The following is a 26,773-nucleotide window of genomic DNA, read 5'->3' on the forward strand; positions in this document are numbered from 1 at the left end:
TTCGACGACGAACGTAAACCCAGGAGGAGACGCCGTGAACGGTACGCAACCGGGGCTGACCGTTGGGGCAGCCAAGAAGATCGCACAGGACGTCGAGGATGAGATCGTCTCGAAGCTGCCGGCGGAAAGTATCCGAGCTGCGGACCAGGAGGCCACAGGTGTTCTCATGCCGTGCAGCGCGCAAGGCGCGTATGCCTGGACCGGAGGCACCACGATCGAGCTGTCCCCGACTGCAGATCCATCCAAACTGATATCGATGGTGTTGGATGCCCACCGTGACAATTCTGAGCTGAAGCCCAAGGACATCACCAAAGACGGTCGTGGCCGCGCGCAACTTGTTGGCCCCTACGGGTCGGGTTACATCATCGCGGACTACCAGAACGGTCACTTAGAAATCAGCTCGTTCTCGCCGTGCTTCGTCCTCCCCCCCGACAAGGCCCCCGAGGACGAGTACTAGGCCTGTCGGCGTGCCGTTCAAGGTCGTCAGTGCCAAAATTGCATGAAGCGCCGCGCCGGGATCGTCTCGACGGATTGTTTGGCGGACCGAAGCCGCTGGTAGCGACCGAGGGGGTTGGACGCGTCATCGAACGCGATGAAGCCGCCGTCGACGCTCACGACGAAACCCACGTGTCGCGCGCCGTCTTCGCAGACGTGCAATCCGGGTTCGGTCACTTTCCACCGGAGACGGTCCTTCTGCGGACCGGTGTATGTCGGCATGACGATCCTCTGCTCTCGCTCGGTTGATATTGGCGAGCCGGGGTCCGGGGCAGCGTGGTGTCACTGTATTGGCATCCCGGAGACCAACACAAGGAGGACGACGCCCGCGCGGGGACTCCCTACAATGGGATCAGCGTCCCTGGACCTAGGCCGCCTCGGGATACCCAGGTCTGGAGGAAACGTGCTCGGTTCCCACTCAGTGGACGATGACCCGATTTGTGCCGTCTTTCTGACGATGCTTCCGGTTCATCATGTGGGCGTCTCGACGCTGGGCGACCCGTTCGACGTCGAGACCGTGTGTGCGAGCGACGGCGCGGCTGCGGCTCTCGAAGACATTCAGCTGAGTTCCGGGGTCGGGCCAGGCTGGGACGCCCGAGTCGCGCGCACCCCGGTCCTTCTGCACGATCTCCGCGACGCGGCGACGACGGACTGGCCGATGCTCCAGTCCGTCGCCGCGCATCACGGTGTTCGCTCCCTGTACGCGTTCCCGATGACCGTCGGTGCGCTCGAGGTGGGAGTCGTCGATCTGTACGCCGACGGCCGAGGAGCACTGAAGCAGCGGGACGTTGCCCTTGCCTCCCTGATGGCGGATGCGGCCGCCCTCCGTATCTTCGAGCGGGTTCTGGCCGGCAACGCTGCCGACGCCGGTTTCGGTTCATCGTCTCGACGGATCGTCCATCAGGCAACCGGCATGGTCTGCGCGCAGTTGCGAGTGAACTCCGATGACGCGCTCGTGGTCATCCGCGCCCACGCGTTCGCATCTGGACAGTCAGTGACGGAGATCGCGGAGTCCATCATCAGTCGCGAGATCGATTTCACCGCCTGAGACCAGCGTGATTCGGAGGAGGTTGGAGACATGAGCAGGGAACCGCGGGAAAAGCAGCTCATCGAGACGTTCGTGGAGATCGCGGACACCATGGTGGGTGGATATGACGTCGTCGATCTGCTGTATCGCCTGGTGTCACGGTGCTCGGAGATCTTCTCGGCGGCGGATGCCGGCATCCTTCTGCGCACCGGAGGGCAACCGCTCGAAGTCGTCGCCTCGACGACGGAGCGAAGCCAGCTCATCAGCCTCCTTCAGCTCACCGCGGATGAAGGTCCCTGCGTCGATGCCTACCGATCCGGCGAACCGGTGAGCGTCGACGACATCTCATCCATCCGGGAACGCTGGCCGCTCTTCGCTGAAAGCGCAGGGGCGCTAGGTTACAACTGGATGCACGCCGTGCCGTTGCGTCTGCGCAACGAGGTCATCGGCTCTCTCAACCTCTTCGGCGACGGTTCGGAGAGCCTCAGCCCCGAAGACTCTCTCGCAGCGCGCGGACTGGCGGATATCGCGACCATCGGCATCCTCCACGAGCAGGCATTCCGCGAGGCGGATGTCGCGCGCACGCAGCTGCAGCAGGCGCTCGACAGTCGAGTCGTGATCGAACAGGCGAAGGGCGTCCTGGCCCACACGCACAACATCGACATGGACGAGGCATTCCAGCGTCTGCGGGCGCACGCACGGGCGAGTCAGCAGCGCCTCGCCGACGTCGCCCGCGACATCGTGGCGCATGCCAGCGACCCTACGCGCGACCTCAACGATCTGTGACCGGCAGGCTCAGGTCGACATGAGCCCACGGAGAGCGCCCCAGACGTCGACGAACGAGTGACGCCTTCGGTTGTCGGAAACACAAAAACCCCGGCGAACCGGGGTATTTGGTGGACCTGAGGGGACTCGAACCCCTGACCCCCTGCATGCCATGCAGGTGCGCTACCAGCTGCGCCACAGGCCCTTGATCGCCGCTCGCGGCAACTCATCCAGCTTACTACACGCGGAGGAGTGCTCTGAACACGAGGCGACGATGTCACTCGGTGGGAGTGGGCTCCGCGATGGTCACGGGAATGATGGGGCAGTCCTTCCAGAGGCGCTCGAGTCCGTAGAACACGCGCTCCTCCTCGTGGAAAACGTGGACGACCAGGTCGCCGAAGTCGAGGAGGATCCAGCGCGACTCGTCGCGTCCCTCACGGCGCAGGCGCTTCTGGCCGGCTTCGAGCATCTTGTCCTCGACCTCGTCGGCGATGGCGGCGACGTTGCGCTCGCTGTTACCGGTGACGAGGAGGAAGGCGTCGATCAGCGGGAGCGGGCCCGACACATCGAAGGCGACGAAGTCCGTGCCGCCCTTGCTGTCTGCCGCGGCCGCGGCCACCTGGACGAGTTCGTGCGTGTGCTCTGCAGCGACCATCAGAAGTTTCCGTTCACAAGGGTGAGGATGAGCACCGTCGCGAGGGCCAGCCCGAGGGCACCGGCGCAGATCGCGAGGGTCATGATGAGGCGGCTGCCCTTCTCGGGCGCCGGTGGGCGGATGATCTCGTCCGCACTCTTAATGGTACTGATCGCCGACGACGCGGCGATCGGGGTGGGCGAGGATGCCGGCGGCAGCTCACCGTCGATCAGGGCGGCGTCCGCGTCCTTGCCATCGGAGTTCCCCGGCCCGACTCCCGTGGAGCCGAAGCTTTCCGGGAGCGCGTAGCTGCCGGTGATGATCAGCTCACCGGTCCCGAGCATGGGTACCGACAAGGAGCCGGTCTCGGGCGTCTGCGACAGGATCAGCGCGTTCGGCGCGGAAGCCGAACCGCTCCCCCCACGCGTCAGGAGCTGGTCGAAGGATGGCGGAAGCTCCACGGAGGCCGCACCGTCCTCCAGAAGCTGTGCCCCGAGATCGGGAGCGACGACGCGCGCGCGCTCGGCATCATCAACGGACTCCGCCGCATGGACCGGCTCGTCCTCGGTGACGCCAGCGGCCTCGCTCGTGCCCTCGGGCTCATCCGGGTCCGCAGTCCCGTCCGCGTCCGAGACACGCTCATCCTCGACGACAGGCTCACTCTCGACGACAGGCTCGAACGGCTCATCGTCGTGCGCATCGGTCTCGGACGGGGCGGGCGCTGACGGCTCGTCATCCGTCGTCGCGACCTCGCCCGTCTCGGACTCCGACGGGAGGACGTCCACTGCGCCGGTGCGCATCTTCGCGAGGTACCGCGCCTGCCGGCGGCTGACGGGGTGCGCATCGGGGTCGAGCTCGGCGTCGTCCATGAGGGCGACGGGGGTCCGCTCCGGCGCGACCTCCATTTCCTGCTCCACCGCCGCGGCAGCGGCTTCTTCCGCGGCGGCATCCGAGGAGTCGGCGGCCTCCTGCGCCTCTTCCGGCGTGATGATGGGCGTGGAGGCCGTGTTGCGCAGTTCGCGCAACTGGCGCCGTGTGAGCGGCGGAGTGCCCGGCTGGTCTGGTGTACTCATGCCTTGCTCCGATACAGGTGATGCTTCGCAATGTATTGGACGACGCCGTCGGGGACGAGGTACCAGACGGGGTGTCCGCGACGCACGCGGGCGCGGCAGTCGGTGGAGGAGATCGACAGAGCCGGGATCTCGAGCTTGCTCACGTCGTCCGACGGGAGCCCTTCGACGTTCAGGGTGTGGCCCGGACGGGACACCGCGACGAAATGCGCGAGCTCCCACAACTCCGCGACGTCCCGCCAGCCGAGGATCTGCGCGATGGCATCCGCTCCCGTGATGAAGAAGAGGTCGGCGTCCGGTCGCTGCGCCTTGAGGTCACGAAGGGTGTCGATCGTGTAGGTCTTACCCCTGCGATCCACGTCCACGCGGCTGACGGTGAACATCGGGTTGGATGCCGTCGCGATGACGGTCATCAGATACCGGTGCTCGGCCGACGAGACACCCGATTTCTGCCATGGCTCACCGGTGGGGACGAAGACGACCTCGTCCAGATCGAACGACTGCGCGACCTCGCTCGCCGCCACGAGGTGACCGTGGTGGATCGGGTCGAACGTACCGCCCATCACACCGATACGCGGTGCGCGCGTGGTTGCCATCGACACGGCCTCAGTGGTGGCCGTGGCCCGCCTGCTGCACGGGGTTCTTCGCGGCGTACGCCTCGGCCTTGTGCGCGTGGCGGTTGGCCACGTTGCGGTACGACAGGCTCACGAGCCCGAGCAGCAGGAACAACACGAACGCCACGACGCCGTACCCGAAGGTCGTGCCCATGACGTTCCCGCCGTGGTGCTCGGTCTCGGCTGCGGCGAGGACGATGGTCGTCGCGAAGTTCATTCGGGCTCCGTTCGAGGGGTCGGGTGCATCAACAGTTTAGGTGGTCAGGAGCGGATCTGCCCGGCGCCCCGCGCCAGCCACTTGGTCGTGGTCAGCTCGGGTAGGCCCATCGGCCCGCGGGCATGGAGTTTCTGGGTGGAGATGCCGACCTCGGCACCGAATCCGAACTCGCCGCCGTCGGTGAACCGCGTGGAAGCGTTGACCATGACCACAGCGGCGTCCACTTCGGCGAGGAAGCGCTCGGCGACGTCGTCGTCCATCGTGATGATCGACTCGGTGTGCTGGGTGGAGTACCGCCGGATGTGCGTCAGAGCGTCGTCGAGGTCGTCGACGACGCGGACCGAGATGTCGAGGCTCATGTGCTCGGTGGCCCAATCGTCGTCCGTCGCGGGGACGACGTCTGACGCCAGCGCGGCGGTCTCAGCGTCGCCATGGACGGTCACGCCGCGCTCCTGGAGAGCCGCGACGACGGGCGGGACCAGGCGCGCAGCGGCATCCCGGTGCACGAGCAACGTCTCCACGGCGTTGCACACGCTCGGCCGCTGGACCTTCGCGTTGACGGCGATGTCCGTCGCCCACTCGAGCGGAGCGGACGCGTCCAGCACGATGTGCACGACACCCGCGCCCGTCTCGATGACGGGCACCGACGACTCCGTGACGACGGTCTCGATGAGCTGCGCACTACCCCGCGGAACGAGGACGTCGACGAGTCCGCGCGCCCGCATGAGCGCCCGCGCGCCGTCGCGGCCGAAATCGTCGACCGTCTGGATCGCCTCGGGGTCGACCCCGGCAGCCGCCAGAGCGCCCCGCATGACCGAGATGAGCGCCGCATTCGACGTTTGCGCAGCACTGCCGCCGCGCAGGACGACGGCGTTCCCCGAACGCAGCGCGAGCGCTGCGATGTCGACGGTCACGTTCGGACGGGCTTCGTAGATCGACCCGATCACACCGAACGGCACCGACACCTTCTGGAGGTGCAGGCCGTTGTCGAGGACGCGGTCATCGAGCACGCGACCGACCGGGTCGGGGAGGTCGGCGACGTCGCGGACGGCGGTGGCCAGGGCGCGCACACGGGCCGGGTCGAGGGTGAGCCGGTCGATGAGACCCGTCGTGAGGCCATCGGCTCGACCTCGGGCCACATCCTCGGCGTTGGCCGAGACGATGAGGTCGACGTTCGCGTCGATCGCATCGGCGAGCCCCCGCAGGACGCCGGCCTTGGCGGCATCCGTCAACAGCCCGACGGAGCGGGAAGCGGTCCGAGCCGACTGCATGCGCTCCTGCGGCGTTGCGGCGGTGATGGTCATCCGCCAAGTCTAGGGCGGGCGGCTGGCCGCCTCAGCCGTCAGGCGCCGTCGACCCGGACAGGCGCCGTCGTGGTCGGAGCCGCGGGGTGCGGGTTGGGGGCGAACCACGTGCCGACCTGCTCGCCGCGGAGCGCGGAGTGCACGAGGTCGGCGCTCGTGACGAGGACGGCGATGCCCGCCGCGGACGCGAGGCGCGCAGCGGAGGCTTTCGTCGCCGCTCCCCCGGTGCCGACGCTGTTCACGACGACGGAGCCGAACTGGGAGCCGGAGAGGTCGTCACCGAAGGCGACGTCGATGATCGGCTCAGCACCCGGTTCGTCCGGTGGACGCGTGTACAGCGTCTCGATGTCGCTCAGGAGCACGAGGGCGTCGGCGCCGACGAGCTGTGCGACGAGGGCCGCCAGCCGGTCGTTGTCGCCGAAACGGATCTCGTGGGTGGCGACGGTGTCGTTCTCGTTGACGATCGGGAGGATGCGCAGGCCCAGCAGCCGCTCCATCGCCCGCCGCGCGTTGGAGCGGTGCGTCGGGTTCTCGAGGTCTCCCGCCGTGAGCAGGACCTGGCCGGCCACGATGTCGAAGGGGCGGAGGGCTTCCTGGTAGCGGTAGATCAGAACGTTCTGACCGACGGCCGCGGCGGCCTGCTGCGTCGCGAGGTCGCTCGGGCGGGCGTCGAGCAGCAGGAACGGCATGCCGGTCGCGATCGCACCGGACGACACCAGGACGACCTCGGTCCCGCGGGCATGCGCCTCGGCGAGGGCATCGACGATCGGGCCGATCTTCTCCGCGTTCTCACCACTGATCGACGATGAGCCGACCTTGACGACGACGCGACGTGCGCCGGCGAGGCCGGCACGGTCCTGCAGCGTCACGACTCGTCCTCGTCCTCCCCGCGAGTCGCGGCGATCCGCTCGGACTCGAGTTCGGCGCGCGCTTCGGCCTTGGCATCCATGCGCTCGTGATAGCGATCACGGCGCTGCGAGGTCGTGCGACGGGGGTTCAGGTCGAGACGCGGGTCGGTGCCACGCGGCGCGGTCATGAGCTCGGCGGCGGAGCCGAGCGACGGGTGCCAGTCGAAGACGATGCCGTCACCGGGGCCGATGACGACCGTCGATCCGGCCTGAGCGCCGGCCTTGAAGAGGCCGTCTTCGACGCCGAGTTTCTCGAGGCGGTCGGCCAGGAAGCCGACGGCCTCTTCGTTCTGGAAGTCCGTCTGCTGCACCCACCGCACGGGCTTGTCGCCCAGAATGCGGTAGATGTTGCCGTACGTGCCACCCTCGACGCGGATCTCGAAGTCCTTCTTCGATCCCTGCGGCCGGATGACGACGCGCTCGGGAGCGGGTGCCGCGGCCAACGCGGCGCGGTGCTCCTCGACGATCTCACCGAGGGCGAACGTCAGCTGACGCAGACCGTCGCGGCTGACCGTCGAGATGTCGAACACACGGAATCCGCGCTGTTCGAGCTCGGGACGCACGAGATCGGCGAGATCCTTCGCCTCGGGAACGTCGAGCTTGTTGAGCGCGACGAGCTGCGGGCGCTCCAGGAGGGGGATCTGGCCCTCGGGCACGGGGTAGGCGGCGAGCTCCGCGAGGATCACGTCGAGGTCGCTGATCGGGTCGCGGCCGGGCTCCAGCGTCGCGCAGTCGAGCACGTGCACGAGAGCCGTGCACCGCTCGACGTGGCGGAGGAACTCGAGCCCGAGGCCCTTGCCCTCGCTCGCGCCTTCGATCAGCCCGGGGACGTCGGCCACGGTGTAGCGCGCGTCGCCGGCCTGGACGACACCGAGGTTCGGGTGGAGGGTCGTGAAGGGGTAGTCGGCGATCTTCGGGCGGGCGGCCGAGATGGCGGCGATCAGACTCGACTTACCGGCGGAGGGGAAGCCCACCAGCGCGACATCGGCGACGGTCTTCAGCTCGAGCTGGACGTCACCTTCCCACCCGGGGGTGCCCAGCAGCGCGAATCCCGGAGCCTTGCGCTTCGGGTTCGCGAGGGCCGCGTTGCCGAGACCGCCCTGGCCGCCGGGAGCGACGACGAAGCGGATGCCGGGCGTCGCCATGTCGACGAGGACCTCACCGGTCTCGTCCTTGACCACCGTTCCGACCGGGACCGGAAGCTCGAGCGGCTCGCCCTGGGCGCCGGAGCGGTGGTCGCCCATACCGAAACCGCCGTTGCCCGCGGAACGGTGGGGAGAGTGGTGATAGGACAGGAGCGTCGTGACCTGGGGGTCGGACACCAGGATGATGTCACCGCCGTGCCCGCCGTTACCGCCGTCAGGACCGGCGAGGGGCTTGAACTTCTCGCGCTTGACCGACACACAGCCGTTGCCGCCCTTGCCGGCGCTCAAATGCAGCGTCACGCGATCGACGAACGTCACCATGCGGTGTCTCCTGACGGGGAAGCCGGCGGACGCCGGCGGGGAAAGAACGAGGGGCGGGCCGTAGCCCGCCCCTCGTCAAGGAATGTGTGTGGTCACTCAGCGGCCGACACGATGTTGACGACCTTGCGGCCGCCCTTCGTGCCGAACTCGACCGCACCGGCGGCCAGAGCGAACAGCGTGTCGTCGCCACCGCGGCCGACACCGGCGCCGGGGTGGAAGTGCGTTCCGCGCTGGCGGACGATGATCTCGCCGGCGAGGACCTGCTGACCACCGAAGCGCTTCACGCCGAGGCGCTGTGCGTTGGAGTCACGACCGTTACGGGTGGAGCTTGCGCCCTTTTTGTGTGCCATCTCTCGTGTCCTCTCGGCTACTTACTTGATGCCGGTGATCTTGACGCGCGTGAGGTCCTGACGGTGGCCCTGGCGCTTCTTGTAGCCGGTCTTGTTCTTGAACTTCTGGATGATGATCTTCGGGCCACGCTCTTCACCGAGGACCTCGGCGGTGACCTTGACCTTCGCGAGCTTGTCGGCGTCGGTCGTCACGGCGTCGCCGTCGACGAACAGGACGGCGGGAAGCTCGATCTTGTCGCCGACCTTGACCGACTGACGGTCGAGGACGACGATCGTGCCGACCTGAACCTTCTCCTGACGGCCACCGGCGCGCACAACTGCGTAAACCACTTCACACCTTGTTTCTTCTGTGGAGCGCTCGGCTCCGATTGTCTGATGAGACTGGAAGTCATGGTGCGGAAGCCAGGCTCTGCATCGCAACTGCCTGCGACACGTGACGCACCAAGGGACCAGAATACCCGATCCCCGCAGTGAGGGCAAAAGCGCGGCCCGGCGCGCCGTAGCCGGTCGGCCCCTGCCGGCACCCGCTTATGATCGGCGGATGGCCATCCTCGTCGACTCCGCGATGTGGCCCGCCCACGGCAGGCTCTGGGCACACCTGGTATCGGACAGCGACCTGGCCGAGCTTCACGCCTTCGCCGCGGCGCACGGCATCCCTCCCCGCGCGTTCGATCGCGATCACTACGACGTCCCCGAGGACGCGATCGATGCGCTCGTCGCCGGCGGGGCGGAGCGCGTCGGGGCGCACGAGCTCGTGCGTCGCCTGATCGCGTCGGGCCTGCGCGTCACCGCCCGCGAACGCCGCGGACGGTGACGAGCGGCCTCAGTCTTCGTTCGACGAGGTCTGTACCGGCGTGCCCGTGAGGGCAGCGGTGGTGACGCGCCGACGGGCGCGCCCCTGACCGGGAGCCTTGGGCTCCGGGAGGGCCTCGAGCACCGAATCGAGCAGGCGGTCGGCGTCGCTCTTGGGCGCCGAGTCCGCCTTCTTACGACGGGGACGCTTGGCGCGCTCGGGCCGCTCCGCGGCCACGGGCTCCTCCGCCTCGGCGGCAGCAGCCTCCTCGTGGGGCTGGATGGTGGATGCAGCGATCTGCGCGAGGGCCGACTTCACGCCCTCCGTGATGACGTGCGTGTGCCCCGGAGCCGCGGCGGCGCTTCCGCTCGCCTGGTTCTGCGACGCTCCACCGTTCTGCCGGGGGCGACGGTTGCTCCCGTTTCCACCGTTGCCGTTGCCGTTCCCGCTACCATTCGACGAGCGGTGCTTGACCACGGGATCGTGGTGCACGATGACGCCACGACCGGCGCACACCTCGCACGCCTCGCTGAAGGTCTCGAGCAGTCCCAGGCCGATCTTCTTGCGGGTCATCTGCACGAGGCCGAGCGACGTGACCTCGGCTACCTGGTGCTTCGTCCGGTCCCGGCTCAGGCACTCCACGAGACGGCGCAGCACCAGATCACGGTTGGACTCGAGCACCATGTCGATGAAGTCGACGACGATGATGCCGCCGATGTCGCGAAGGCGCAGCTGGCGGACGATCTCCTCGGCCGCTTCGAGGTTGTTCTTGGTGACGGTCTCTTCGAGGTTGCCCCCGGTACCGACGAACTTGCCGGTGTTGACGTCGACGACCGTCATCGCCTCGGTCCGGTCGATGACGAGTGATCCACCCGAGGGCAGCCACACCTTGCGATCCAGGGCCTTTTCGATCTGCTCGGTGACGCGGAACACGTCGAACGGGTCCTGCTCGCCCTCGTACTTCTCGATCCGCTCGAGGAGGTCCGGTGCGACGCCCGTCAGGTACGACGTGATCGTCTGGTACGCCTCGTCACCCTGGATGAGCATCTTGCGGAAGTCCTCGTTGAAGACGTCCCGGACGATCTTGACGAGAAGGTCGGGCTCGGAGTGCAGGAGCGCCGGAGCCTGCCCGGTCTGGGCCTGAGCGCTGATGTGCTCCCACTGCGAGGTGAGGCGCTGGACGTCGCGCGTCAGCTGCTCCTCGGTGGCACCCTCCGCAGCCGTGCGGACGATGACGCCGGAGGACTCGGGGAGGACCTCCTTGAGGATCTTCTTGAGGCGAGCGCGCTCGGTGTCGGGGAGCTTGCGGGAGATGCCGTTCATGGCACCGCCGGGCACGTAGACGAGATAGCGCCCAGGAAGCGAGATCTGGCTCGTGAGGCGCGCGCCCTTATGGCCCACGGGGTCCTTCGTGACCTGCACGAGGACGCGGTCCCCGGACTTGAGGGCGAGCTCGATCCGGCGGGGCTGGTTGCCGGTCTCGACGGCATCCCAATCGACCTCGCCGGAGTACAGCACGGCGTTGCGGCCGCGACCGATGTCGACGAAGGCGGCCTCCATGCTGGGGAGGACGTTCTGCACGCGGCCCAGGTACACATTGCCGATGAGCGACGCGTCCTGGTTGCGGGCGACGTAGTGCTCCACCAGGACGTTGTCCTCGAGGACGCCGATCTGGATGCGGCCGCCGCGCGAGCGAACGATCATGTCGCGATCGACGGACTCGCGACGGGCGAGGAACTCGGCCTCCGTCACGACGGCGCGACGACGGCCGGCCTCGCGTCCATCGCGACGACGCTGCTTCTTGGCCTCGAGTCGCGTGGATCCCTTGATGCGCTGCGGCTCGGTGATGACCTCGACGGCGCGTCGACGGGGAGCGGCAGGCTCGTCGTTCTGCTCCGGTGCGTTGCCGCCGCGTCGACGGTTGCGACGACGGGAACCGCCGGATGCCTCGGCTCCGTTCTCGTCGCGGTCATCACGCTCGCGCTCGTCCCGGGGCAGGGCCGGCAGCGCAGCGACTTCGGGCGCGTAGAAGTGCAGCGCGGTCGACACGGCCGAGACGAACTGCTCCGGGAGCAGGCCCAGGCTGACGGCCGTCGGGATCTCGGGCTCAGCCGGAACCTCGGGTTCGCCGGGCGCCGCTGGCTCGGTGCGCTGCTCGGGCTCGGCGGGCGCCTCTGGCTCCGTGCGTTGCTCGGGCTCGGCGGGGTCCGCCGGCGCCGCCGCCGGAGCGGCGTCGTCGGGCTGAACTGCCGCGGCCTCGGCCGCAGGCGCTGCCTCGGCTTCTGCAGCGGGCGCCGCGTCCCCCGCCGACTCCTCAGCGACGGGAGCCGGGACGTTGTCCTCGGCCTGCTCCGTCGTCTCGGGCGCCTCGTGCGTTTCGTGCGTTTCGGGCGTCAGGTCGCCGTCGATCGCATCGGATGCTGTGTCGTTCTGCTCATCTGCCATCTCTGGCCTACTCCTAGCCGACGGCCCCGCGTGCCGTCCGGCGAAAATCGGGCGGCGCCGCTCCGTTGTCGGGGGTGCCGCGAACTCATTCGGTCTGCAGCCGATCCCCGCACACTCGGCGGGGTGATGCTGCGCGGGCGTCGATCGCCCGAAGTCTTCTGGTGACATCTTGGCGGCGCGGCCGCTCGGACGTCGACCCCCATTATCCCACTACCCGGGACGAAACCGTGACCGACCGCCTCGATATGCACGGCCAGGTGGTCAGGAGACCGATCAGCCGCGGTGCGATAATCGCCCGCATGACCTCGCGGACCCGCTCTCCCCGCCCGACCGTCTTCGCCGTCTGGCTGATCTTCGCCGGCGTCGTCGGGTGGATCGCCGCGTTCGCGCTCACGACCGAGAAGTTCGCGCTCCTCGAGAATCCCGGTTCCTCGGCATCCTGCGACATCAGCATCCTGGTGCAGTGCGGGAAGAACCTCGAGTCGGCTCAAGGGTCGGTGTTCGGGTTCCCGAACCCGATCCTCGGCCTCACCGGGTGGGTGGCCCCGATCGTGGTCGGTGCTGCTCTGCTGGCGGGCGCACGATTCGCGCGGTGGTTCTGGCTGCTGTTCGGGCTCGGGGTGACGGCCGCGCTCGCGTTCGTCCTGTGGCTCATCACCCAGAGCATCTTCGTGCTCGCGACTCTCTGCCCGTGGTGCATGGTGACGTGGTCGGTGACGATCCCGACGTTCTTCGCCGTGATGGTCCACCTCGTCCGGGAGGGGGCGATACCGGCATCAGCCGCCGGCCGCCGTCGTGCGGACGCCCTTATGGCGTGGACGCCGCTGATGGCCATCATCGCGTTCGCCGTCGTCGGGGTGATCGCCCAGGTGCGCCTGGACTGGATCGCGGAGTTCACCCGCTGACACGACGACGCGCCCGCCCCGAGGCTGGGACGGGCGCGGCGAGATGGATCGTCAGTCGAACCAGATCGCGAGCTCGCGGTTCGCGGACTCGACGCTGTCGCTGCCGTGGACGAGGTTCTGCTGAACGGCGAGACCCCAGTCACGACCGAAGTCGCCGCGGATGGTGCCGGGGGCAGCCGTCGTCGGGTCGGTCGTCCCCGCGAGAGAGCGGAAGCCCTCGATGACACGGTTGCCGGCGAGGCGGATCGCGACCGACGGTCCCGACATCATGAACTCGAGCAGCGGCTCGTAGAACGGTTTGCCCTCGTGCTCGGCGTAGTGCTGCTCGAGGCGCTCTCGATCGGGCTCCACGAGACGGATGTCGACCAACGCGTATCCCTTCGCCTCGATGCGGGCGAGGATCGCACCGGTGAGTCCGCGCGCGACGCCGTCGGGCTTCACGAGGACGAGTGTCTGTTCGGTGGCCATGTCAGTCTCCGTTCTTCTCCGCCTCGGCGGCGAGTGTGGCGTTGCGCTCGTCGAGCGCGCCGCCCTTGATGGTGCCATAGACGTACAACGCGCCGAAAACGGCGGCGGCGATCAGGAGCGCCGGCACGAGGAACGCACCGAGCGCGATGAGCACCTGCAGGGCGAAGCCCGCGATGACACCCCAGCGGTAGCGCGTGAATCCGCTGAGGACGATCATGACGAGACCGAGGAAGGCACCGCCGACGATCCCCCACCATGGCTCGATGCCGGCGGGGAGCGCCCGCAGGCCGTAGACGGCGAGGCCCGCGAGGAACGCGACGATCGACTCGAAGCCGAGGATGACCGAGAGCAGCGACTCGCGCGCACCTCGCCGACGGCGCACTCGGGACTGACGCGGCACGCGCGACCTGCTCACGAGTTGTACCCCGACTTCCAGTCCTCCGCCTCGGCGAGGACGACGGCCTCGCCGGCCAGGACGACGCTACCCGCGATGACGACCGCGCGGCGCTCGGACTCCGCGGCCCAGGCGCGCGCCGCCTCGGCGGCCTCGGCGAGGTCGCGGTGCACGGTGACGGGCGTCTCGGTCTGCTCGACGAGGTCGGCGACGGCATCCGGCTCTTCAGCCCGGTCGGACTCGGGCGCCGTCGCGAACACGTGCGCGACCGCCGGGGCGAGGGCCCCGACGATTCCGGCCACGTCCTTGTCGGCGAAGGCCCCGAGCACGAGACCCCACTCGTCGAAGTCGAACGAGTCGCCGAGCGCAGCCACCAGCGCGCGGGCGCCGTGCGGGTTGTGCGCGCTGTCGACGATCACCGTCGGGGCGATGCCGACGAGCTGGAGCCGCCCCGGGGACGTCACGTTGCCGAGGCCGTCGGCGAGGACGTCCGCCGCGATCGGCTGCGTGCCGCCGCCGATCAGCGATTCGACCGCGGTGATCGCCAGCGCCGCGTTGTGCCCCTGGTGCGCGCCGTAGAGCGGCAGGTAGAGCTCCTCGTAGGTCGCCGCCAGACCGCGCAGGGTGAACAGTTGACCACCCACGGCGAGCTTCTGATCGAGCAAGCCGAACTGCTCCCCCTCCACCGCGAGCGAAGCGCCCTGAGCGCGAGCCGCCGAGGCGAGCACGCTCGCCGCAGCGGGCGTCTGCGAGGCGGAGACGGCGGCAGCTCCCTGCTTGATGATCCCGGCCTTGACGGTCGCGATCTCTCCGATGGTGTCGCCGAGCTTGTCGGCGTGGTCGATGTCGATCGGCGCGAACACGGCGACGTCGCCGTCGGCGGTGTTCGTGGCATCCCACGATCCCCCCATGCCGACTTCGATCACCGCGACGTCGACCGGAGCGTCGGCGAACGAAACGAACGCGAGAACCGTGAGCAGCTCGAAGAACGTGAGCGGCGGCTCATCCTTCTGCTCGAGCTCGTCGTCGACGAGCGCGACGATGGGGGCGATCTCATCCCAGGCGTCGGCGATCGCGGCGTCGGCGATCGGCTCGCCGTCGACCATGATCCGTTCGGTGAAGCGCTGCAGGTGCGGGCTGGTGAACAGCCCGGTCCGCAGCCCGTGGGCCCGGACGATCGACTCGGCGATCCGGCTCGTCGAGGTCTTCCCGTTCGTGCCCGTCACATGGATGACGCGGTACGTCCGCTGCGGGTCGCCGAGGAGCTCGAGGGCGCGCCGCGTGCGCTCGACGCGCGGCTCGACCCAGCGCTCCCCCTGGCGTTCCAGGAGCGCCGCGTAGACGGCATCCGCTCGTGTCCGGTCGCTCATGAGGTCGCTCCGATCCGGCGCACGCCGATCGTGAAGGAGTCGGCATTCGCGTACGTGCCGGCGGGGACGGATGCCGTGTGCTCGGGGGCCGAGCGCAGGGCCTCGCCGCGGAGGGTGGCGCCGTCCGCGGTGGCGACGAGGTCGGCCACCGCGAGGGTCTCTCCCGCGACGTCGGCCACGTCGAACGCGAACGCGACCGCCTCAGCGTCGCCGGCGTCGTCGAACGTGAGCTGCAGCGCGATGCGGTCGCTCACCTCGAACCCGGCCGCCTTGCGGGCGTCCTGCACGGCGCGGATGACGTCGCGCGCGAGACCCTCGGCCTCGAGCTCGGGCGTCGTCGTGGTGTCGAGCAGCACGAACCCGCCGCGCGGCAGGAGCGCGATCGCGGTGCCTTCGGCGACGCCGCCCGCCTCGAGCGTCAGGTCGTACTCCCCCGGCTCGAGCGCGATGCCGTCGACGACGACCACGCCGTCCTCCTCACTCCACAGGCCCGCCTTGGCGCCCTTGATGACGTGCTGCACCTGCTTGCCCAGGCGCGGACCTGCGGCGCGTGCGTTGACGGCGAGGCGCTGGCTGATGCCGTATTGCTCGGCCAGGCCGTCGGTGAGCTCGACGACCTCGACCGCCTTGACGTTGAGCTCGTCGCGCACGATGTCCTCGAACTGCGCGAGTGCGTCGGCACCGCCCACCGCGACTGTGAGGTTCGCGAGGGGCAGACGCACGCGCTTGCCCTCCTTCTTGCGCAGCGCGTTCGCGACGGACGAGACCTCGCGTACGGTGTCCATCGCTTCACGGATGTCGGATGCCGGGGCGAACTCGTCGGCGTCCGGCCAGTCCTCGAGGTGGACGCTGCGCCCGCCGGTGAGTCCCTGCCAGATGCGCTCGGACACGAGCGGGATGAGCGGAGCCGCGACGCGGGTGAGCGTCTCGAGCACTGTGTAGAGCGTGTCGAACGCCTCGGTCGTGGTCGGGTCGGCGGCATCCACCCCCACCCAGAACCGGTCGCGCGAGCGCCGGATATACCAGTTGGTCAGCGCCTCGGCGAACTCGCGGAGCTTCGCCGCCGCCATCGTGGAGTCCAGCGCCTCGAGGTCGGTGGCGACGTCCCGGACGAGATCGCCCGTGAGCGCCAGGATGTGGCGGTCGAGCACGTTCGTGGAGTCGGTCCGTCGCGTCGCCTCATATCCGGAGCCGTCCTGCCCGCCCGCCGCGTTCGCGTACGTCGAGAAGAAGTACCACGCGTTCCACAGCGGCAGCAGGAACTCGCGGACGCCGGAGCGGATGCCCTCCTCGGTGACGACGAGGTTGCCGCCGCGGAGGACCGACGAGCTCATGAGGAACCAGCGCATCGCATCGGAGCCGTCGCGGTCGAAGACCTCGCTGACGTCCGGGTAGTTCCGGAGCGACTTCGACATCTTCTGACCGTCACTGCCGAGCACGATGCCGTGGCAGGCGACGCCCGAGAACGCCGGGCGGTCGAAGAGCGCACCCGAGAGCACGTGCATGACGTAGAACCAGCCGCGGGTCTGGCCGATGTACTCGACGATGAAGTCGGCGGGTGCGTGCTCGTCGAACCACTCGCGGTTCTCGAACGGGTAGTGCACCTGCGCGTACGGCATCGAGCCGGAGTCGAACCACACGTCGAAGACGTCCTCGATGCGGCGCATCGTGGAGTTGCCGGTCGGGTCGTCGGGGTTCGGACGGGTGAGGTCGTCGATGAACGGGCGGTGGAGGTCCACCTCGCCCGCCTCGTTCACCGGGAGCCGGCCGAAGTCGCGCTCGAGGTCCGCGAGCGAGCCGTAGACGTCGACGCGGGGGTACTCGGGGTCGTCGCTCTTCCACACCGGGATCGGCGAACCCCAGAACCGGTTGCGGCTGATCGACCAGTCGCGCGCGCCCTCGAGCCACTTGCCGAACTGGCCGTGCTTAACGTTCTCGGGCGCCCACGTGATCTGCTCGTTGAGCTCGACGAGGCGGTCCTTGATGGACGTGACCCGCACGAACCAGCTCGAGACGGCCTTGTAGATGAGGGGGTTCCGGCAGCGCCAGCAGTGCGGGTACGAGTGCTCGTACGACGCCTCACGCAGGAGCCGGCCCTCTGCCTTCAGCAGGCGGATGAGGGGACGGTTGGCGTCCATCCACAGTTCGCCGGCGACGTCGGTCACCTGCGGCAGGAAGCGTCCGCCGTCGTCGAGGCTCATGATGAGCGGGATGCCGGCGGCCCCCGTCACGCGCTGGTCGTCCTCACCGTAGGCCGGGGCCTGGTGGACGATGCCGGTGCCGTCGGTCGTGGTGACGTAGTCGTCGACGAGGATGCGCCAGGCGTTCTGCGTGCCCCAGGTCTCCTCGTCGGCGTAGTAGTCGAAGAGCCGGTCGTACGCGACGTCGGCGAGATCCGCGCCGCGGACGGTCTGATCGACCGCCTCGCGTGCGTCGTCGGCGGAGGCGTAGCCGAGGTCCTTCGCGTAGTTCGCGAGCAGGTCGGAGGCCAGCAGGTAGCGGTGCGACTGACCCTCGAGGGCATCCTCGTGGACGTCGGCAGCCCCCGCGGGGCCGCCCGGCAGGACGACGTACTCGATGTCGGGACCGACGGCGAGCGCGAGGTTGGTCGGGAGCGTCCACGGGGTCGTCGTCCAGGCGAGGGCGCGGACCGCGGTGAGCCCGAGTGCCTCGGCCTTGGCGCCGACCAGGGGGAAGGTCACCGTCACGGACGGGTCCTGACGCATCTTGTAGACGTCGTCGTCCATGCGCAGCTCGTGGTTCGAGAGGGGGGTCTCGTCGCGCCAGCAGTACGGCAGCACGCGGTGGCCCTCGTACGCGAGGTCCTTGTCGTACAGCTCCTTGAAGGCCCAGAGGACGGATTCCATGTACCCGGTGTCGAGCGTCTTGTAGCCGCGCTCGAAGTCGACCCACCGCGCCTGGCGGGTGACGTAGTTCTCCCACTCCTGCGTGTACTCGAGGACGGATGAGCGCGCCTTCGCGTTGAAGGCGGCGATCCCCATCTCCTCGATCTCGCTCTTCTCGGTGATCCCGAGCTGCTTCATCGCCTCGAGTTCGGCGGGCAGCCCGTGCGTGTCCCAGCCGAAGACGCGGTCGACCTTCTTGCCGCGCATCGTCTGGAAGCGCGGGAAGAGGTCCTTCGCGTAGCCGGTGAGGAGGTGGCCGTAGTGCGGCAGGCCGTTGGCGAACGGCGGGCCGTCGTAGAACACCCACTCGTCGGCGCCGTCGCGCTGCGCGATCGACGCGCGGAACGTGTCGTCCTCCTCCCAGAAGGCGAGGACGTCGCGCTCGAGGTCGGGGAAGCGCGGGCTCGGCACGACGGCCGTGGGGGCGGCGGCGGGGCCGAAGGCGGAAGGTCGGGGGTAGGTCATGTCGCTCCTGCAGGTCTGCTCCTGCGAGGACGATCCGGAGACCGCGGTACCACCCCGCTTGATGCGACCCGGATCCGGGTGCACCCACTCACCTGCGGCGTTGACGGGCCTGCCCCGCTCGGTTCTACTGGGCGGCGGACCGCTGTTCTTCCGAGAGCTCCCCGGTGATGGCCGGATCGGTGCTGATGCAGACGATCATACCGTCGGCATAGCCTGGCGTCATGGCCCGCTCCCGCATCCGTCCCGAGCCGCCCCGGATCCCGGAGCCGGATCTCCCCCGCGAGCTCTCGTCCGCGACGCTCCGCCGGGCGGGCGAGGCGTCCGAAGCGCGCATCGACCTCGACCCCGGGACGACCGATGCCGCGCACACCCGCATCAGCGAGAGCGTCGTGGCCCCGGCATCCGTTCAGACCGTGGATGTGAGCGGCGCGATCCTCGCCGACGTCGTCCTCGACGCCGTGTCGACGGCCGAGCTGATCGCCCGAGAGGGAACGTGGCGGACGGTAGTAGTCCGCGGCGGGCGGATCGGGACCCTCGACCTGTCCCGCGCGCGCTGCGACGGTCTCGTCCTGGACGGCGTGCGGATCGACTACCTGACGGCCAGCGGTGCGACGCTCCGAGACGTCGCGGTGACCGGATGCCGCATCGGCACCCTCGACCTCCCCGGCGCTCGCGTCGAGCGGATGCGGATCGCGGAGTCGTCGGTGGACGAGATGGACGTCCGGGAGTGGCAGGCGAGCGACGTCGACCTGCGCGGCGCCGACGTGCTGTCCTTCACGGACGTCCGGATGCTGCGGGGCGTCACCCTGACCGCCGAGCAGGCGACCTCGCACGCGCTCGCACTCGCGGCATCCCTCGGCATCGACGTGAGGACGGACGCGTGACGCTGCGGACGGCTCGGCTCGTCCTCCGCGACATGGGCGAGGACGATCTGCCCGCGCTTCGCGCGATCCTCACCGACCCCGTCGCGATGACCGCCTATGAGGGGGCATTCACCGACGCGGAGTGCCGGGCGTGGCTCGAGCGCAATCTCCAGCGCTATGCGGAGGACGGGTTCGGGCTCTGGGCCGTCGAGCTCGCCGACGTGCCGGGCGAGATGATCGGGCAGTGCGGCATCACCCGGCAGCGCATCGACGACGACGAGGTCATGGAGGTCGGGTACCTCTTCCACCCGGCGCACTGGCACCGGGGGTACGCGACCGAGGCCGCCGCGGCATCCCGCGACTGGGCGTTCCGGAAGCTGGATGCGCCGATCGTCTGGGCCAAGGTCCGCGACACGAACATCGCGTCGATGAACGTCGCCATCCGAATCGGGATGACGGTTCGTCGCCGCTTCGTCACGCACTACCGAGGCGTCGACATGCCGCACCTCGGATTCGCCGTCGACCGCTAAGAGGCCCACTCCTCTGCACGGATGCCGACGGTCGCCGCGCCCTGCAGCAGGCGCGAGATGGGGCAACGATCGTGCGCGGCCGCGACGAGCTCCTCCGTCTCGGGCATCGTGCGTCCCTCGGCGGAGACGAAAGCCGTGGCGTGGAACTCGTACCCGCCGCGCTCCGGGGAATCGTGGAGCTCGACCTCGACGCGGACTCGCGTGTGGTGCGCGCCCGTCACGATCGCCTGCAGGGTGGCGTCGAGGCAGGTGGCCCAGGCAAGGGCGAGCAGTTGCTCGGGATTGCTGCGAGACAGGTCCGCGTCGGGGCTCAGCGGGTTCGAGACCGCGACCTCCAGGCCGCCCGCGATCCGGCTGACACCGGTCCCGCCGTCGTCGTTGATCGCCTCGGTCCGGTACCTGATGCTCATGGCAGAACTATAGTTGGACGGCATCCAACAACGTTCTGAGGTCCTTCCGTGCTGCCCCCGTCGCCCGTCGAGCTCGCTCGCGTGGGCGTGGCGTACCCCGGCGGCGTGCAGGGACTCGCCGAGGTGGACCTGACCGTGGACGACCGCGAGATCCTCGGCGTCATCGGCGAGAGCGGTGCGGGCAAGAGCACACTCCTGAACCTCCTCACCGGCGAGGTCGCCGCGACCTCGGGGTCCGTCACGGTGCTGGGCGCCGACATCGGGCGCCTCGACCGCGCCGGTCTCCGCCGTCTAAGGCGCGAGATCGGCGTCGTCTTCCAAGGGGTCCACCTGCTGTCGAACCGGACGGTCCGGCAGAACGTCGAGGTGGCCCTCTCGCTGCGCCCCCGACGGGAGCGGACGGCGAGCGCCGTCGACGAGGTGCTGCGCTTCGTGGGGCTCGATCACCGCGCCGATTCGTACCCGGCGCAGCTCAGCGGCGGACAGCGGCAGCGCGTCGGGATCGCCCGGGCGCTGGTGAGCCGCCCCCGGCTGCTGCTGTGCGACGAGCCCACCTCGGCCCTCGATGCGGCGACGGCGGGCGAGGTGCTCGATCTGCTCCGCGATGCGCGGGACCGCTTCGGGACGACGGTCGTCGTCGTCACCCACGACCTCGACGTCGTGCGCAGCGTCTGCGACCGGGTCGCCCTGTTCGAGGACGGCAGGCTCGTCGATGTTCTGACGGTCGCGCCCTCGGCACGCGGCCAGCGCGAGACCTACCTCGATCGCGCGCGGCGGGAGCTCGGCGCATGACCGGCGTCGAGGACGTCTTCGCCTCGTTGGGGGCGTCGCTCGCCGAGCGCGGAGACGACCTCCTCGACGCCCTCGGTGAGACCGGCTACATGCTCGGCGTCTCGCTCGCGGCCGCGGTGGTGTTCGGCCTGCCCCTCGGGGCAGCTGTCTACCTCACCCGTCCCAGTGGGATCCTCCCTCAGCGCATCGTCTGGTCGGTCGCGAACTTCCTGATCAACGTCATCCGCTCGTTCCCGTTCCTGCTGCTCGTCGTCTTCCTCGTCCCCGTGACGCGGGCCGTCTACGGCACGACCTTCGGGACACCCGCGGCGACGTTCTCGCTCTGCGTCGTCGCGGTGGCCGTCTACGGACGACTGGTGGAGCAGATCCTCCGCGAGGTGAGCCCCGGCATCCCCCGTGTCGCGCAGACCCTCGGCGCGACCGTCCCGCAGACGGTCTGGCGCTTCCTGCTGCCCGAAGCCCTGCCGGGTCTCGTCTACGCGCTGACCTCGGCGAGCATCAGCCTGCTCTCGTACTCGACCGTCCTCGGAGTCGTCGGCGGGGGCGGCATCGGCGACTTCGCGCTGCGCTACGGGTACCAGGAGTACGACGACGTGCTCATGTACTTCACGATCCTCGTCATCCTCGTCATCGTCCTGGTCATCCAGGCGGTCGGCCAACGGATCTCGGTCCGCCTCGACCACCGCTGAGTCCGGCTCACCGCCGGCATCCGTCCCCATCCACAAGGAGCACCATGTCCCCGCGCCGCCTCACCCTCGCCGCAGCTCTCACCGCCGCCGCCGTCGCCCTCCTGGCCGGCTGCGCCTCCCCCGCAGGTCAGGGCGGCGCCGACGTCCAGACCATCCGGGTCGGCGCCGTCACCTCACCGATGACCGACATCGTCGACGCCGCCGCAGACGAGATCGAGGACGGCTACGAGATCAAGCTCGTCGAGGTCGCCGACTACGTCACGATCAACAAGATGCTCGCTGCGGGCGACATCGACGCGAACTTCTCGCAGCACAAGCCCTACATGGAGGAGTTCAACGCCGCCAACGACGCGGATCTCACCGCCGTGCAGCCGATCTACAACTTCACGATCGCGTTCTACTCGAAGACCCTCGACGACATCGCCGACCTCCCGCAGGGCGCCACCGTCGCGATCCCCAACGACGCGTCCAACACCGGGCGCGCGCTGAAGATGCTCGCCGACGCGAAGATCATCACCCTCGCCGAGGGCGTCGACCCGTACGCCGCGACGGTGGACGACATCGCCGAGAACCCGAAGGACCTGCAGTTCCTCGAGCTGCAGATCAACCAGCTCAACACCGCCTACGACGAGGCCGACCTCGTCTTCCAGTGGCCCTCGCACATCGCCGCGCTCGGCCTCACCCCTCAGGACGACGGCCTGCTGACCGAGCTCGACGACCGGTTCGCCCTGCAGCTGGTCGTGCCCGGGGAGGACAAGGATGCCGCGTCGACCAAGGCTCTTGTCGACGCGTTCACGAGCGAACCGGTCCGGAAGATCATCGACGGCAACAAGACCATCGAGACCGCTTTCTGAGCCTTGCGCGTCGCTTCGCGAGGAGATGGCGCGTCCCGAGGGCCGGATCCCGGCATCCGCTCCTCGGGAACCTCCATCTCCTCGCGAAGCGTCACCCCTCGGCGAGGTGCAATCCCTGTGCCACGGCGCGGGTGATCGTGTCCTGCACGACGTGCCAGCGGTGGACCACCTGGGCGTATCCGACACGGACCACGTGATAGCCGAGGAGCATCAGTTCGGCATCGTGAGCGTTATCGCCGTCGCGCTGGGCTCCCACGTGAGTGCCGCCGTCGATCTGCAGAACGAGGCGATCGCCGATCAGGAAGTCCACGCGGTGTCCTGCGATCCACGCCTGCGGGACGATGGGCACGCGCAGCCACGCGAGCCGCGGCGGGATGAAGGACTCGAGACCCGATCCGGCGAACGGGGTCGCCTGCGCCAAGACCTCCCGAGCCCGCCCGGGGAACGGGAGCCGGCGCAGAACCGGTAGCTGCACCATCCCGCGCTCGAGGGCCGACTCCCAGATCGCGAGGGCCTCCTCGAACGGTAGGCACGAGGCGGTCAGCGCGAGCACGTTCTCGATCGGATCGACGAGCGCGTCGGGCGCGCGGGGCACGATCGGTTCCGCCCAGTGGACGACCGTGTTCGGGTTCTCGATCCGGACCGAGCCCGAATGAGCGGATGCCGCAACGTGCACGGCATCCGATCGAAACACCCACAACCCGAGCCGCTGCGCCTGCGTCGCGCACGAGAGGACGACTCCCGCGGCGGCTGCCGCTCGGAGCGCGGGATCGCTCCTCGGCGTCGCGACCCAGCCCCGCCTCGGCCTCACCAGCTCGCCCGCGTCCACCGCCACTCGCACCGCTCGGTCGCTGAAGCCCTGTCGGCGCAACGCCGCCGATCGAACGATCCCGCCGCCCTGCGCCACCGCATCCGTCACCCTCATCCGCACAGCCTGGGCGCCCCGACCTTCCTGCGGCGCGCACGGCGGGACGGTGTGCACAGACAGACCCGACCCGTCCGCCCGGGAGGAGGCAGCGCGTCGCTTCGCGAGGAGATGACGCGTCCCGAGGGCCGGATCCCGGCATCCGCTCCTCGGGAACCTCCATCTCCTCGCGAAGCCGCGTCGCGCCTCGGTCCCACCAGCACCCCGGCGGTAGACTGTCTGCCACCCACACTCAGGCACGCTCACACAGTGCCGCACATATCGCTCGAGGAGCCCCACCATGACGAACGCGCAGATTCCCGACAAGCCCGCCCTGGAAGGCCTCGAGCAGAAGTGGGATGCCGCCTGGTCCGGCTCCGGCACCTATCTGTTCGACCGCGACGCGGCCAAGGCCAAGGGTCGCGCAGGCGTCTTCTCGATCGACACGCCTCCCCCGACGGCATCCGGATCGCTCCACATCGGTCACGTGTTCAGCTACACGCACACCGACGTGAAGGTGCGCTACGAGCGCATGCGCGGCAAGACAGTGTTCTACCCGATGGGCTGGGACGACAACGGTCTGCCCACGGAACGCCGCGTGCAGAACTACTACGGCGTGCGCTGCGACACCTCGCTCCCCTACGACCCCGATTTCACGCCGCCCTTCCGCGGTGACGCGAAGAGCCTCAAGCCGGCCGATCAGGTGCCGATCAGTCGTCGCAACTTCATCGAGCTCTGCGAGGAGCTGACGATCGAGGACGAGAAGCAGTTCGAAGACCTGTTCCGCAAGCTCGGCCTCTCGGTCGACTGGACCCAGACCTACCGGACCATATCGGACGACACGATCCGCACGAGCCAGCTCGCCTTCCTCCGCAACCTCGACCGCGACGAGGCGTACCAGGCCATGGCGCCCACCCTCTGGGACATCGACTTCCGCTCCGCGATCGCCCAGGCCGAGCTCGAGGACCGCGACCAGCAGGCCTCGTACCACCGCGTCGCCTTCCACAAGAGCGACGGTTCGGGCGACATCCACATCGAGACGACGCGTCCCGAGCTGCTCGCCGCCTGCGTCGCCCTCGTGGCGAACCCCGACGACGAGCGCTACCAGCCCTACTTCGGCTCGACCGTTCGGACCCCCCTGTTCGACGTCGAGGTGCCGGTCCTCCCCCACCCCCTCGCGGTGAAGGACAAGGGCACCGGCATCGCCATGATCTGCACGTTCGGCGACGTGACCGACATCATCTGGTGGCGTGAGCTCGACCTGCCGAACCGCACCATCCTCGGCCGCGACGGTCGCATCATCGACGAGGCCCCCGACGTGCTCGTGACGGATGACGCGAAGGCGGCGTACGCGGAACTCGCCGGCAAGACGGTGTTCAGCGCCAAGAAGCGCATCGTCGAGCTGCTGCACGAGTCCGGCGAGCTGCTCGAGGTGTCGAAGCCCTTCACCCACCCCGTGAAGTTCTACGAGAAGGGCGACCGCCCCCTCGAGATCGTCTCCACCCGCCAGTGGTACCTCCGCAACGGCGCCCGCGACGCGGAGCTTCGCGAGAAGCTCATCGAGATGGGCCGCGGCATGGGCTGGCACCCGGACTTCATGCGCGTGCGCTACGAGAACTGGACGAACGGCCTCACCGGCGACTGGCTCGTCTCGCGCCAGCGCTTCTTCGGTGTGCCGATCCCGGTCTGGTACGGCCTCGACGAGAACGGCGAGCGGGACTACGACCGCGTGCTGATCCCCGACCTCTCGCGCCTGCCGGTCGACCCGACCACAGACCTGCCCGACGGCTACACCGAGGACCAGCGCGGCGTGCCCGGCGGCTTCGACGCCGAGCGCGACATCTTCGACACGTGGGCGACATCCTCCCTCACCCCGCAGCTCGCGGGCGGGTGGGAGCGCGACCCCGAGCTCTGGGACCTCGTGGCCCCGTTCGACGTCCGCCCGCAGGGCCAGGACATCATCCGCACGTGGCTGTTCTCGACGATGGTTCGATCGGTGCTCGAAGACGGCCGCGCGCCGTGGACGGATGCCGCAATCTCGGGCTTCATCGTCGACCCCGACCGCAAGAAGATGTCGAAGTCGAAGGGCAACGTCGTGACGCCCGCCGACATCCTCGACGCGCACGGCACCGACGCGGTCCGCTACTGGGCGGCCTCGAGTCGCCTGGGCGCCGACGCGGCGTTCGATCCGCAGAATCCGACGCAGGTGAAGATCGGTCGTCGCCTCGCGATCAAGGTGCTGAACGCGGCGAAGTTCGTGCTCTCGTTCCCCGTCCCCGAGGACGCTCGCATCACCCACGCGCTGGACGCGTCGATGCTCGCGACCCTCGACCAGGTGGTCCGGGATGCCACGAAGGCGTTCGACGCCTTCGATCACGCCCGGGCGCTGGAGATCACCGAGGCCTTCTTCTGGACCTTCTGCGACGACTACCTCGAGCTCGTCAAGGAGCGCGCCTACAACCAGTCCGACGCCGGCCAGGCCTCCGCCGCTCTGGCTCTGCGCACCGCACTGTCGACGCTTCTGCGCCTGCTTGCCCCCGTGCTGTCGTTCGCGACGGAGGAAGCGTGGTCGTGGTTCGAGGAGGGGTCGGTGCACACGGCATCCTGGCCCCAGCCGCTGGGCATCGAGGGCGACCCCGCCGTTCTCCGCACTGTGGGCGAGGCACTGATCAGCGTGCGTCGCGCGAAGACCGAAGCCAAGGCGTCGCAGAAGACCCCCGTGGAGTCGCTGACCATCACGGGTCCGGACACCGCGCTCGACGCGATCCGCTCGGCGGAGGGCGACCTCGCCGCGGTCGGACGCATCGCGCAGATGTCGTACGCCGCCGGTGACACCGTCTCGGTCGGCGACATCGTCCTCACCCCGCAGGAGGCCTGACATGCAACTCGGAACCAGGTGGACGAGCGGCGACCAGCCGCCCTCCGCCGTACCGGAGATCCTCCGCGAGCAGATCGCCGCCGTCGACGCCTCGATCGATCAGGACCCGCTCGGCCAGCCGCGGCCGCGCTGGACGCTGACGTGGCTCGAGGGTCGCCCGGTGGCGGAACTCGAAACCGGTGTCGTCGTCCGGGTGGACCGCGAAGGCGGGGTCGTCGTCGGTCACCTGGACGACGACGGCATGGCCTGACCTGGGC

At 69.1% G+C, this 26,773-nt stretch carries 29 protein-coding genes and 1 tRNA gene; 12 read left to right on the forward strand and 18 right to left on the reverse strand.

All coding sequences use genetic code 11. The annotated features are described in order from the left end of the window. Positions 1-34 precede the first annotated feature (34 nt). Positions 35-457 (forward strand): hypothetical protein, encoded by a 423-nt coding sequence (locus BBA86_RS05710; protein ID WP_065570680.1) that lies wholly within the window; start codon positions 35-37, stop codon positions 455-457. 26 nt (positions 458-483) lie between these two features. Here the strand turns inward: BBA86_RS05710 and BBA86_RS14540 are convergent, their stop codons facing one another. Further along, on the reverse strand, positions 484-717 hold the full coding sequence (locus BBA86_RS14540) for a hypothetical protein (RefSeq protein WP_065570681.1): 234 nt from the start codon (positions 715-717) through the stop codon (positions 484-486). A 124-nt stretch (positions 718-841) separates the two neighbouring features. Between BBA86_RS14540 and BBA86_RS14545 the strand changes: the two genes are divergently transcribed. Together BBA86_RS14545 and BBA86_RS05725 are read left to right on the forward strand one after the other, a co-directional pair. Beyond that, a complete protein-coding gene (locus BBA86_RS14545; protein WP_411267697.1) occupies positions 842-1,543 on the forward strand; it encodes a GAF and ANTAR domain-containing protein in 702 nt (233 codons plus the stop codon). Positions 1,544-1,573: 30 nt separating this feature from the next. Further along, complete coding sequence (locus tag BBA86_RS05725; protein ID WP_065570683.1) at positions 1,574-2,308, forward strand: GAF and ANTAR domain-containing protein; 735 nt, start codon at positions 1,574-1,576, stop codon at positions 2,306-2,308. Positions 2,309-2,416: 108 nt separating this feature from the next. Here the strand turns inward: BBA86_RS05725 and BBA86_RS05730 are convergent. The 10 genes from BBA86_RS05730 to rplU all read right to left on the reverse strand — a co-directional run bounded on the left by BBA86_RS05730 (position 2,417) and on the right by rplU (position 9,180). After that, positions 2,417-2,492 (reverse strand) — tRNA-Ala (locus BBA86_RS05730). Positions 2,493-2,564: 72 nt separating this feature from the next. Beyond that, entirely contained in the window at positions 2,565-2,942 is a 378-nt protein-coding gene (gene rsfS / locus BBA86_RS05735; RefSeq protein ID WP_065570684.1) for a ribosome silencing factor, read from the reverse strand. Next, entirely contained in the window at positions 2,942-3,994 is a 1,053-nt protein-coding gene (locus BBA86_RS05740) for a hypothetical protein (RefSeq protein ID WP_065570685.1), read from the reverse strand. Before BBA86_RS05740 ends, rsfS begins: the two co-directional genes overlap by 1 nt. Beyond that, positions 3,991-4,587, reverse strand: a complete 597-nt coding sequence (nadD, locus tag BBA86_RS05745; RefSeq protein WP_065570686.1) for a nicotinate-nucleotide adenylyltransferase — start codon at positions 4,585-4,587, stop codon at positions 3,991-3,993. Before nadD ends, BBA86_RS05740 begins: the two co-directional genes overlap by 4 nt. A 10-nt stretch (positions 4,588-4,597) precedes the next feature. Then, positions 4,598-4,822, reverse strand: coding sequence for a hypothetical protein (locus BBA86_RS05750; RefSeq protein WP_065570687.1), 225 nt, complete (start codon positions 4,820-4,822; stop codon positions 4,598-4,600). A gap of 44 nt (positions 4,823-4,866) precedes the next feature. Next, positions 4,867-6,126 carry a glutamate-5-semialdehyde dehydrogenase gene (locus BBA86_RS05755; protein WP_065570688.1) on the reverse strand — a complete coding sequence of 420 codons (1,260 nt, stop codon included), beginning with the start codon at positions 6,124-6,126 and terminating at the stop codon, positions 4,867-4,869. 38 nt (positions 6,127-6,164) lie between these two features. Then, complete coding sequence (gene proB / locus BBA86_RS05760; RefSeq protein ID WP_065570689.1) at positions 6,165-6,995, reverse strand: glutamate 5-kinase; 831 nt, start codon at positions 6,993-6,995, stop codon at positions 6,165-6,167. Next, positions 6,992-8,500, reverse strand: a complete 1,509-nt coding sequence (obgE, locus tag BBA86_RS05765) for a GTPase ObgE (RefSeq protein ID WP_065570690.1) — start codon at positions 8,498-8,500, stop codon at positions 6,992-6,994. Before obgE ends, proB begins: the two co-directional genes overlap by 4 nt. A gap of 92 nt (positions 8,501-8,592) precedes the next feature. Then, a complete protein-coding gene (gene rpmA, locus BBA86_RS05770) occupies positions 8,593-8,850 on the reverse strand; it encodes a 50S ribosomal protein L27 (RefSeq protein ID WP_065570691.1) in 258 nt (85 codons plus the stop codon). Positions 8,851-8,871: 21 nt separating this feature from the next. Beyond that, positions 8,872-9,180 (reverse strand): 50S ribosomal protein L21, encoded by a 309-nt coding sequence (gene rplU, locus BBA86_RS05775; protein ID WP_065570692.1) that lies wholly within the window; start codon positions 9,178-9,180, stop codon positions 8,872-8,874. A 211-nt stretch (positions 9,181-9,391) separates the two neighbouring features. On the opposite strand from rplU, the gene BBA86_RS05780 reads away from it, so the two are divergent. Next, complete coding sequence (locus BBA86_RS05780; protein ID WP_065570693.1) at positions 9,392-9,664, forward strand: DUF4031 domain-containing protein; 273 nt, start codon at positions 9,392-9,394, stop codon at positions 9,662-9,664. A gap of 9 nt (positions 9,665-9,673) precedes the next feature. Here BBA86_RS05780 and BBA86_RS05785 read toward each other — a convergent pair whose 3' ends face one another. After that, positions 9,674-12,088, reverse strand: coding sequence for an Rne/Rng family ribonuclease (locus BBA86_RS05785; protein ID WP_065570694.1), 2,415 nt, complete (start codon positions 12,086-12,088; stop codon positions 9,674-9,676). A 299-nt stretch (positions 12,089-12,387) separates the two neighbouring features. On the opposite strand from BBA86_RS05785, the gene BBA86_RS05790 reads away from it, so the two are divergent. Next, positions 12,388-12,993, forward strand: a complete 606-nt coding sequence (locus BBA86_RS05790; RefSeq protein ID WP_065570695.1) for a vitamin K epoxide reductase family protein — start codon at positions 12,388-12,390, stop codon at positions 12,991-12,993. 51 nt (positions 12,994-13,044) lie between these two features. On the opposite strand, the gene ndk is transcribed toward BBA86_RS05790, so the two are convergent. Genes ndk through ileS form a run of 4 tightly spaced genes read right to left on the reverse strand, consistent with a single transcriptional unit; the run spans position 13,045 to position 18,596 of the window. Beyond that, positions 13,045-13,461, reverse strand: a complete 417-nt coding sequence (gene ndk, locus BBA86_RS05795) for a nucleoside-diphosphate kinase (RefSeq protein ID WP_065570696.1) — start codon at positions 13,459-13,461, stop codon at positions 13,045-13,047. A gap of 1 nt (position 13,462) precedes the next feature. Continuing rightward, positions 13,463-13,861 carry a DUF4233 domain-containing protein gene (locus BBA86_RS05800; RefSeq protein ID WP_141677837.1) on the reverse strand — a complete coding sequence of 133 codons (399 nt, stop codon included), beginning with the start codon at positions 13,859-13,861 and terminating at the stop codon, positions 13,463-13,465. An 11-nt stretch (positions 13,862-13,872) separates the two neighbouring features. Next, positions 13,873-15,225 (reverse strand): bifunctional folylpolyglutamate synthase/dihydrofolate synthase, encoded by a 1,353-nt coding sequence (locus BBA86_RS05805; RefSeq protein WP_065570698.1) that lies wholly within the window; start codon positions 15,223-15,225, stop codon positions 13,873-13,875. Then, the gene (gene ileS / locus BBA86_RS05810) at positions 15,222-18,596 is read right to left on the reverse strand and encodes an isoleucine--tRNA ligase (RefSeq protein WP_065572198.1); all 3,375 of its coding nucleotides are present in this window, start codon (positions 18,594-18,596) and stop codon (positions 15,222-15,224) included. Before ileS ends, BBA86_RS05805 begins: the two co-directional genes overlap by 4 nt. A gap of 221 nt (positions 18,597-18,817) precedes the next feature. On the opposite strand from ileS, the gene BBA86_RS05815 reads away from it, so the two are divergent. Next, the gene (locus BBA86_RS05815) at positions 18,818-19,480 is read left to right on the forward strand and encodes a hypothetical protein (RefSeq protein WP_065570699.1); all 663 of its coding nucleotides are present in this window, start codon (positions 18,818-18,820) and stop codon (positions 19,478-19,480) included. Then, a complete protein-coding gene (locus BBA86_RS05820; protein WP_065570700.1) occupies positions 19,477-19,989 on the forward strand; it encodes a GNAT family N-acetyltransferase in 513 nt (170 codons plus the stop codon). Before BBA86_RS05815 ends, BBA86_RS05820 begins: the two co-directional genes overlap by 4 nt. Here the strand turns inward: BBA86_RS05820 and BBA86_RS05825 are convergent. After that, positions 19,986-20,399, reverse strand: a complete 414-nt coding sequence (locus BBA86_RS05825; protein ID WP_065570701.1) for an OsmC family protein — start codon at positions 20,397-20,399, stop codon at positions 19,986-19,988. The genes BBA86_RS05820 and BBA86_RS05825 overlap by 4 nt on opposite strands. Positions 20,400-20,447: 48 nt before the next feature. Between BBA86_RS05825 and BBA86_RS05830 the strand changes: the two genes are divergently transcribed. The 3 genes from BBA86_RS05830 to BBA86_RS05840 are packed head-to-tail and all read left to right on the forward strand — an operon-like array spanning position 20,448 to position 22,734. Further along, positions 20,448-21,191 carry a methionine ABC transporter ATP-binding protein gene (locus tag BBA86_RS05830; RefSeq protein ID WP_065570702.1) on the forward strand — a complete coding sequence of 248 codons (744 nt, stop codon included), beginning with the start codon at positions 20,448-20,450 and terminating at the stop codon, positions 21,189-21,191. Then, the gene (locus tag BBA86_RS05835) at positions 21,188-21,880 is read left to right on the forward strand and encodes a methionine ABC transporter permease (RefSeq protein ID WP_065570703.1); all 693 of its coding nucleotides are present in this window, start codon (positions 21,188-21,190) and stop codon (positions 21,878-21,880) included. The genes BBA86_RS05830 and BBA86_RS05835 overlap by 4 nt, the downstream gene beginning before the upstream one ends. 44 nt (positions 21,881-21,924) lie before the next feature. Continuing rightward, positions 21,925-22,734, forward strand: a complete 810-nt coding sequence (locus tag BBA86_RS05840; protein ID WP_065570704.1) for a MetQ/NlpA family ABC transporter substrate-binding protein — start codon at positions 21,925-21,927, stop codon at positions 22,732-22,734. Between the two features lie 91 nt (positions 22,735-22,825). Here the strand turns inward: BBA86_RS05840 and BBA86_RS14265 are convergent, their stop codons facing one another. Further along, the gene (locus BBA86_RS14265; RefSeq protein ID WP_141677838.1) at positions 22,826-23,659 is read right to left on the reverse strand and encodes a type IV toxin-antitoxin system AbiEi family antitoxin domain-containing protein; all 834 of its coding nucleotides are present in this window, start codon (positions 23,657-23,659) and stop codon (positions 22,826-22,828) included. Positions 23,660-23,939: 280 nt separating this feature from the next. On the opposite strand from BBA86_RS14265, the gene valS reads away from it, so the two are divergent. Beyond that, a complete protein-coding gene (valS, locus tag BBA86_RS05850) occupies positions 23,940-26,516 on the forward strand; it encodes a valine--tRNA ligase (protein ID WP_065570705.1) in 2,577 nt (858 codons plus the stop codon). Position 26,517: 1 nt separating this feature from the next. Further along, a complete protein-coding gene (locus BBA86_RS05855) occupies positions 26,518-26,766 on the forward strand; it encodes a hypothetical protein (protein ID WP_065570706.1) in 249 nt (82 codons plus the stop codon). Positions 26,767-26,773: the final 7 nt, after the last annotated feature.

This window comes from Microbacterium oleivorans (assembly GCF_001691565.1).
Classification (GTDB): Bacteria; Actinomycetota; Actinomycetes; order Actinomycetales; family Microbacteriaceae; genus Microbacterium; species Microbacterium oleivorans_B.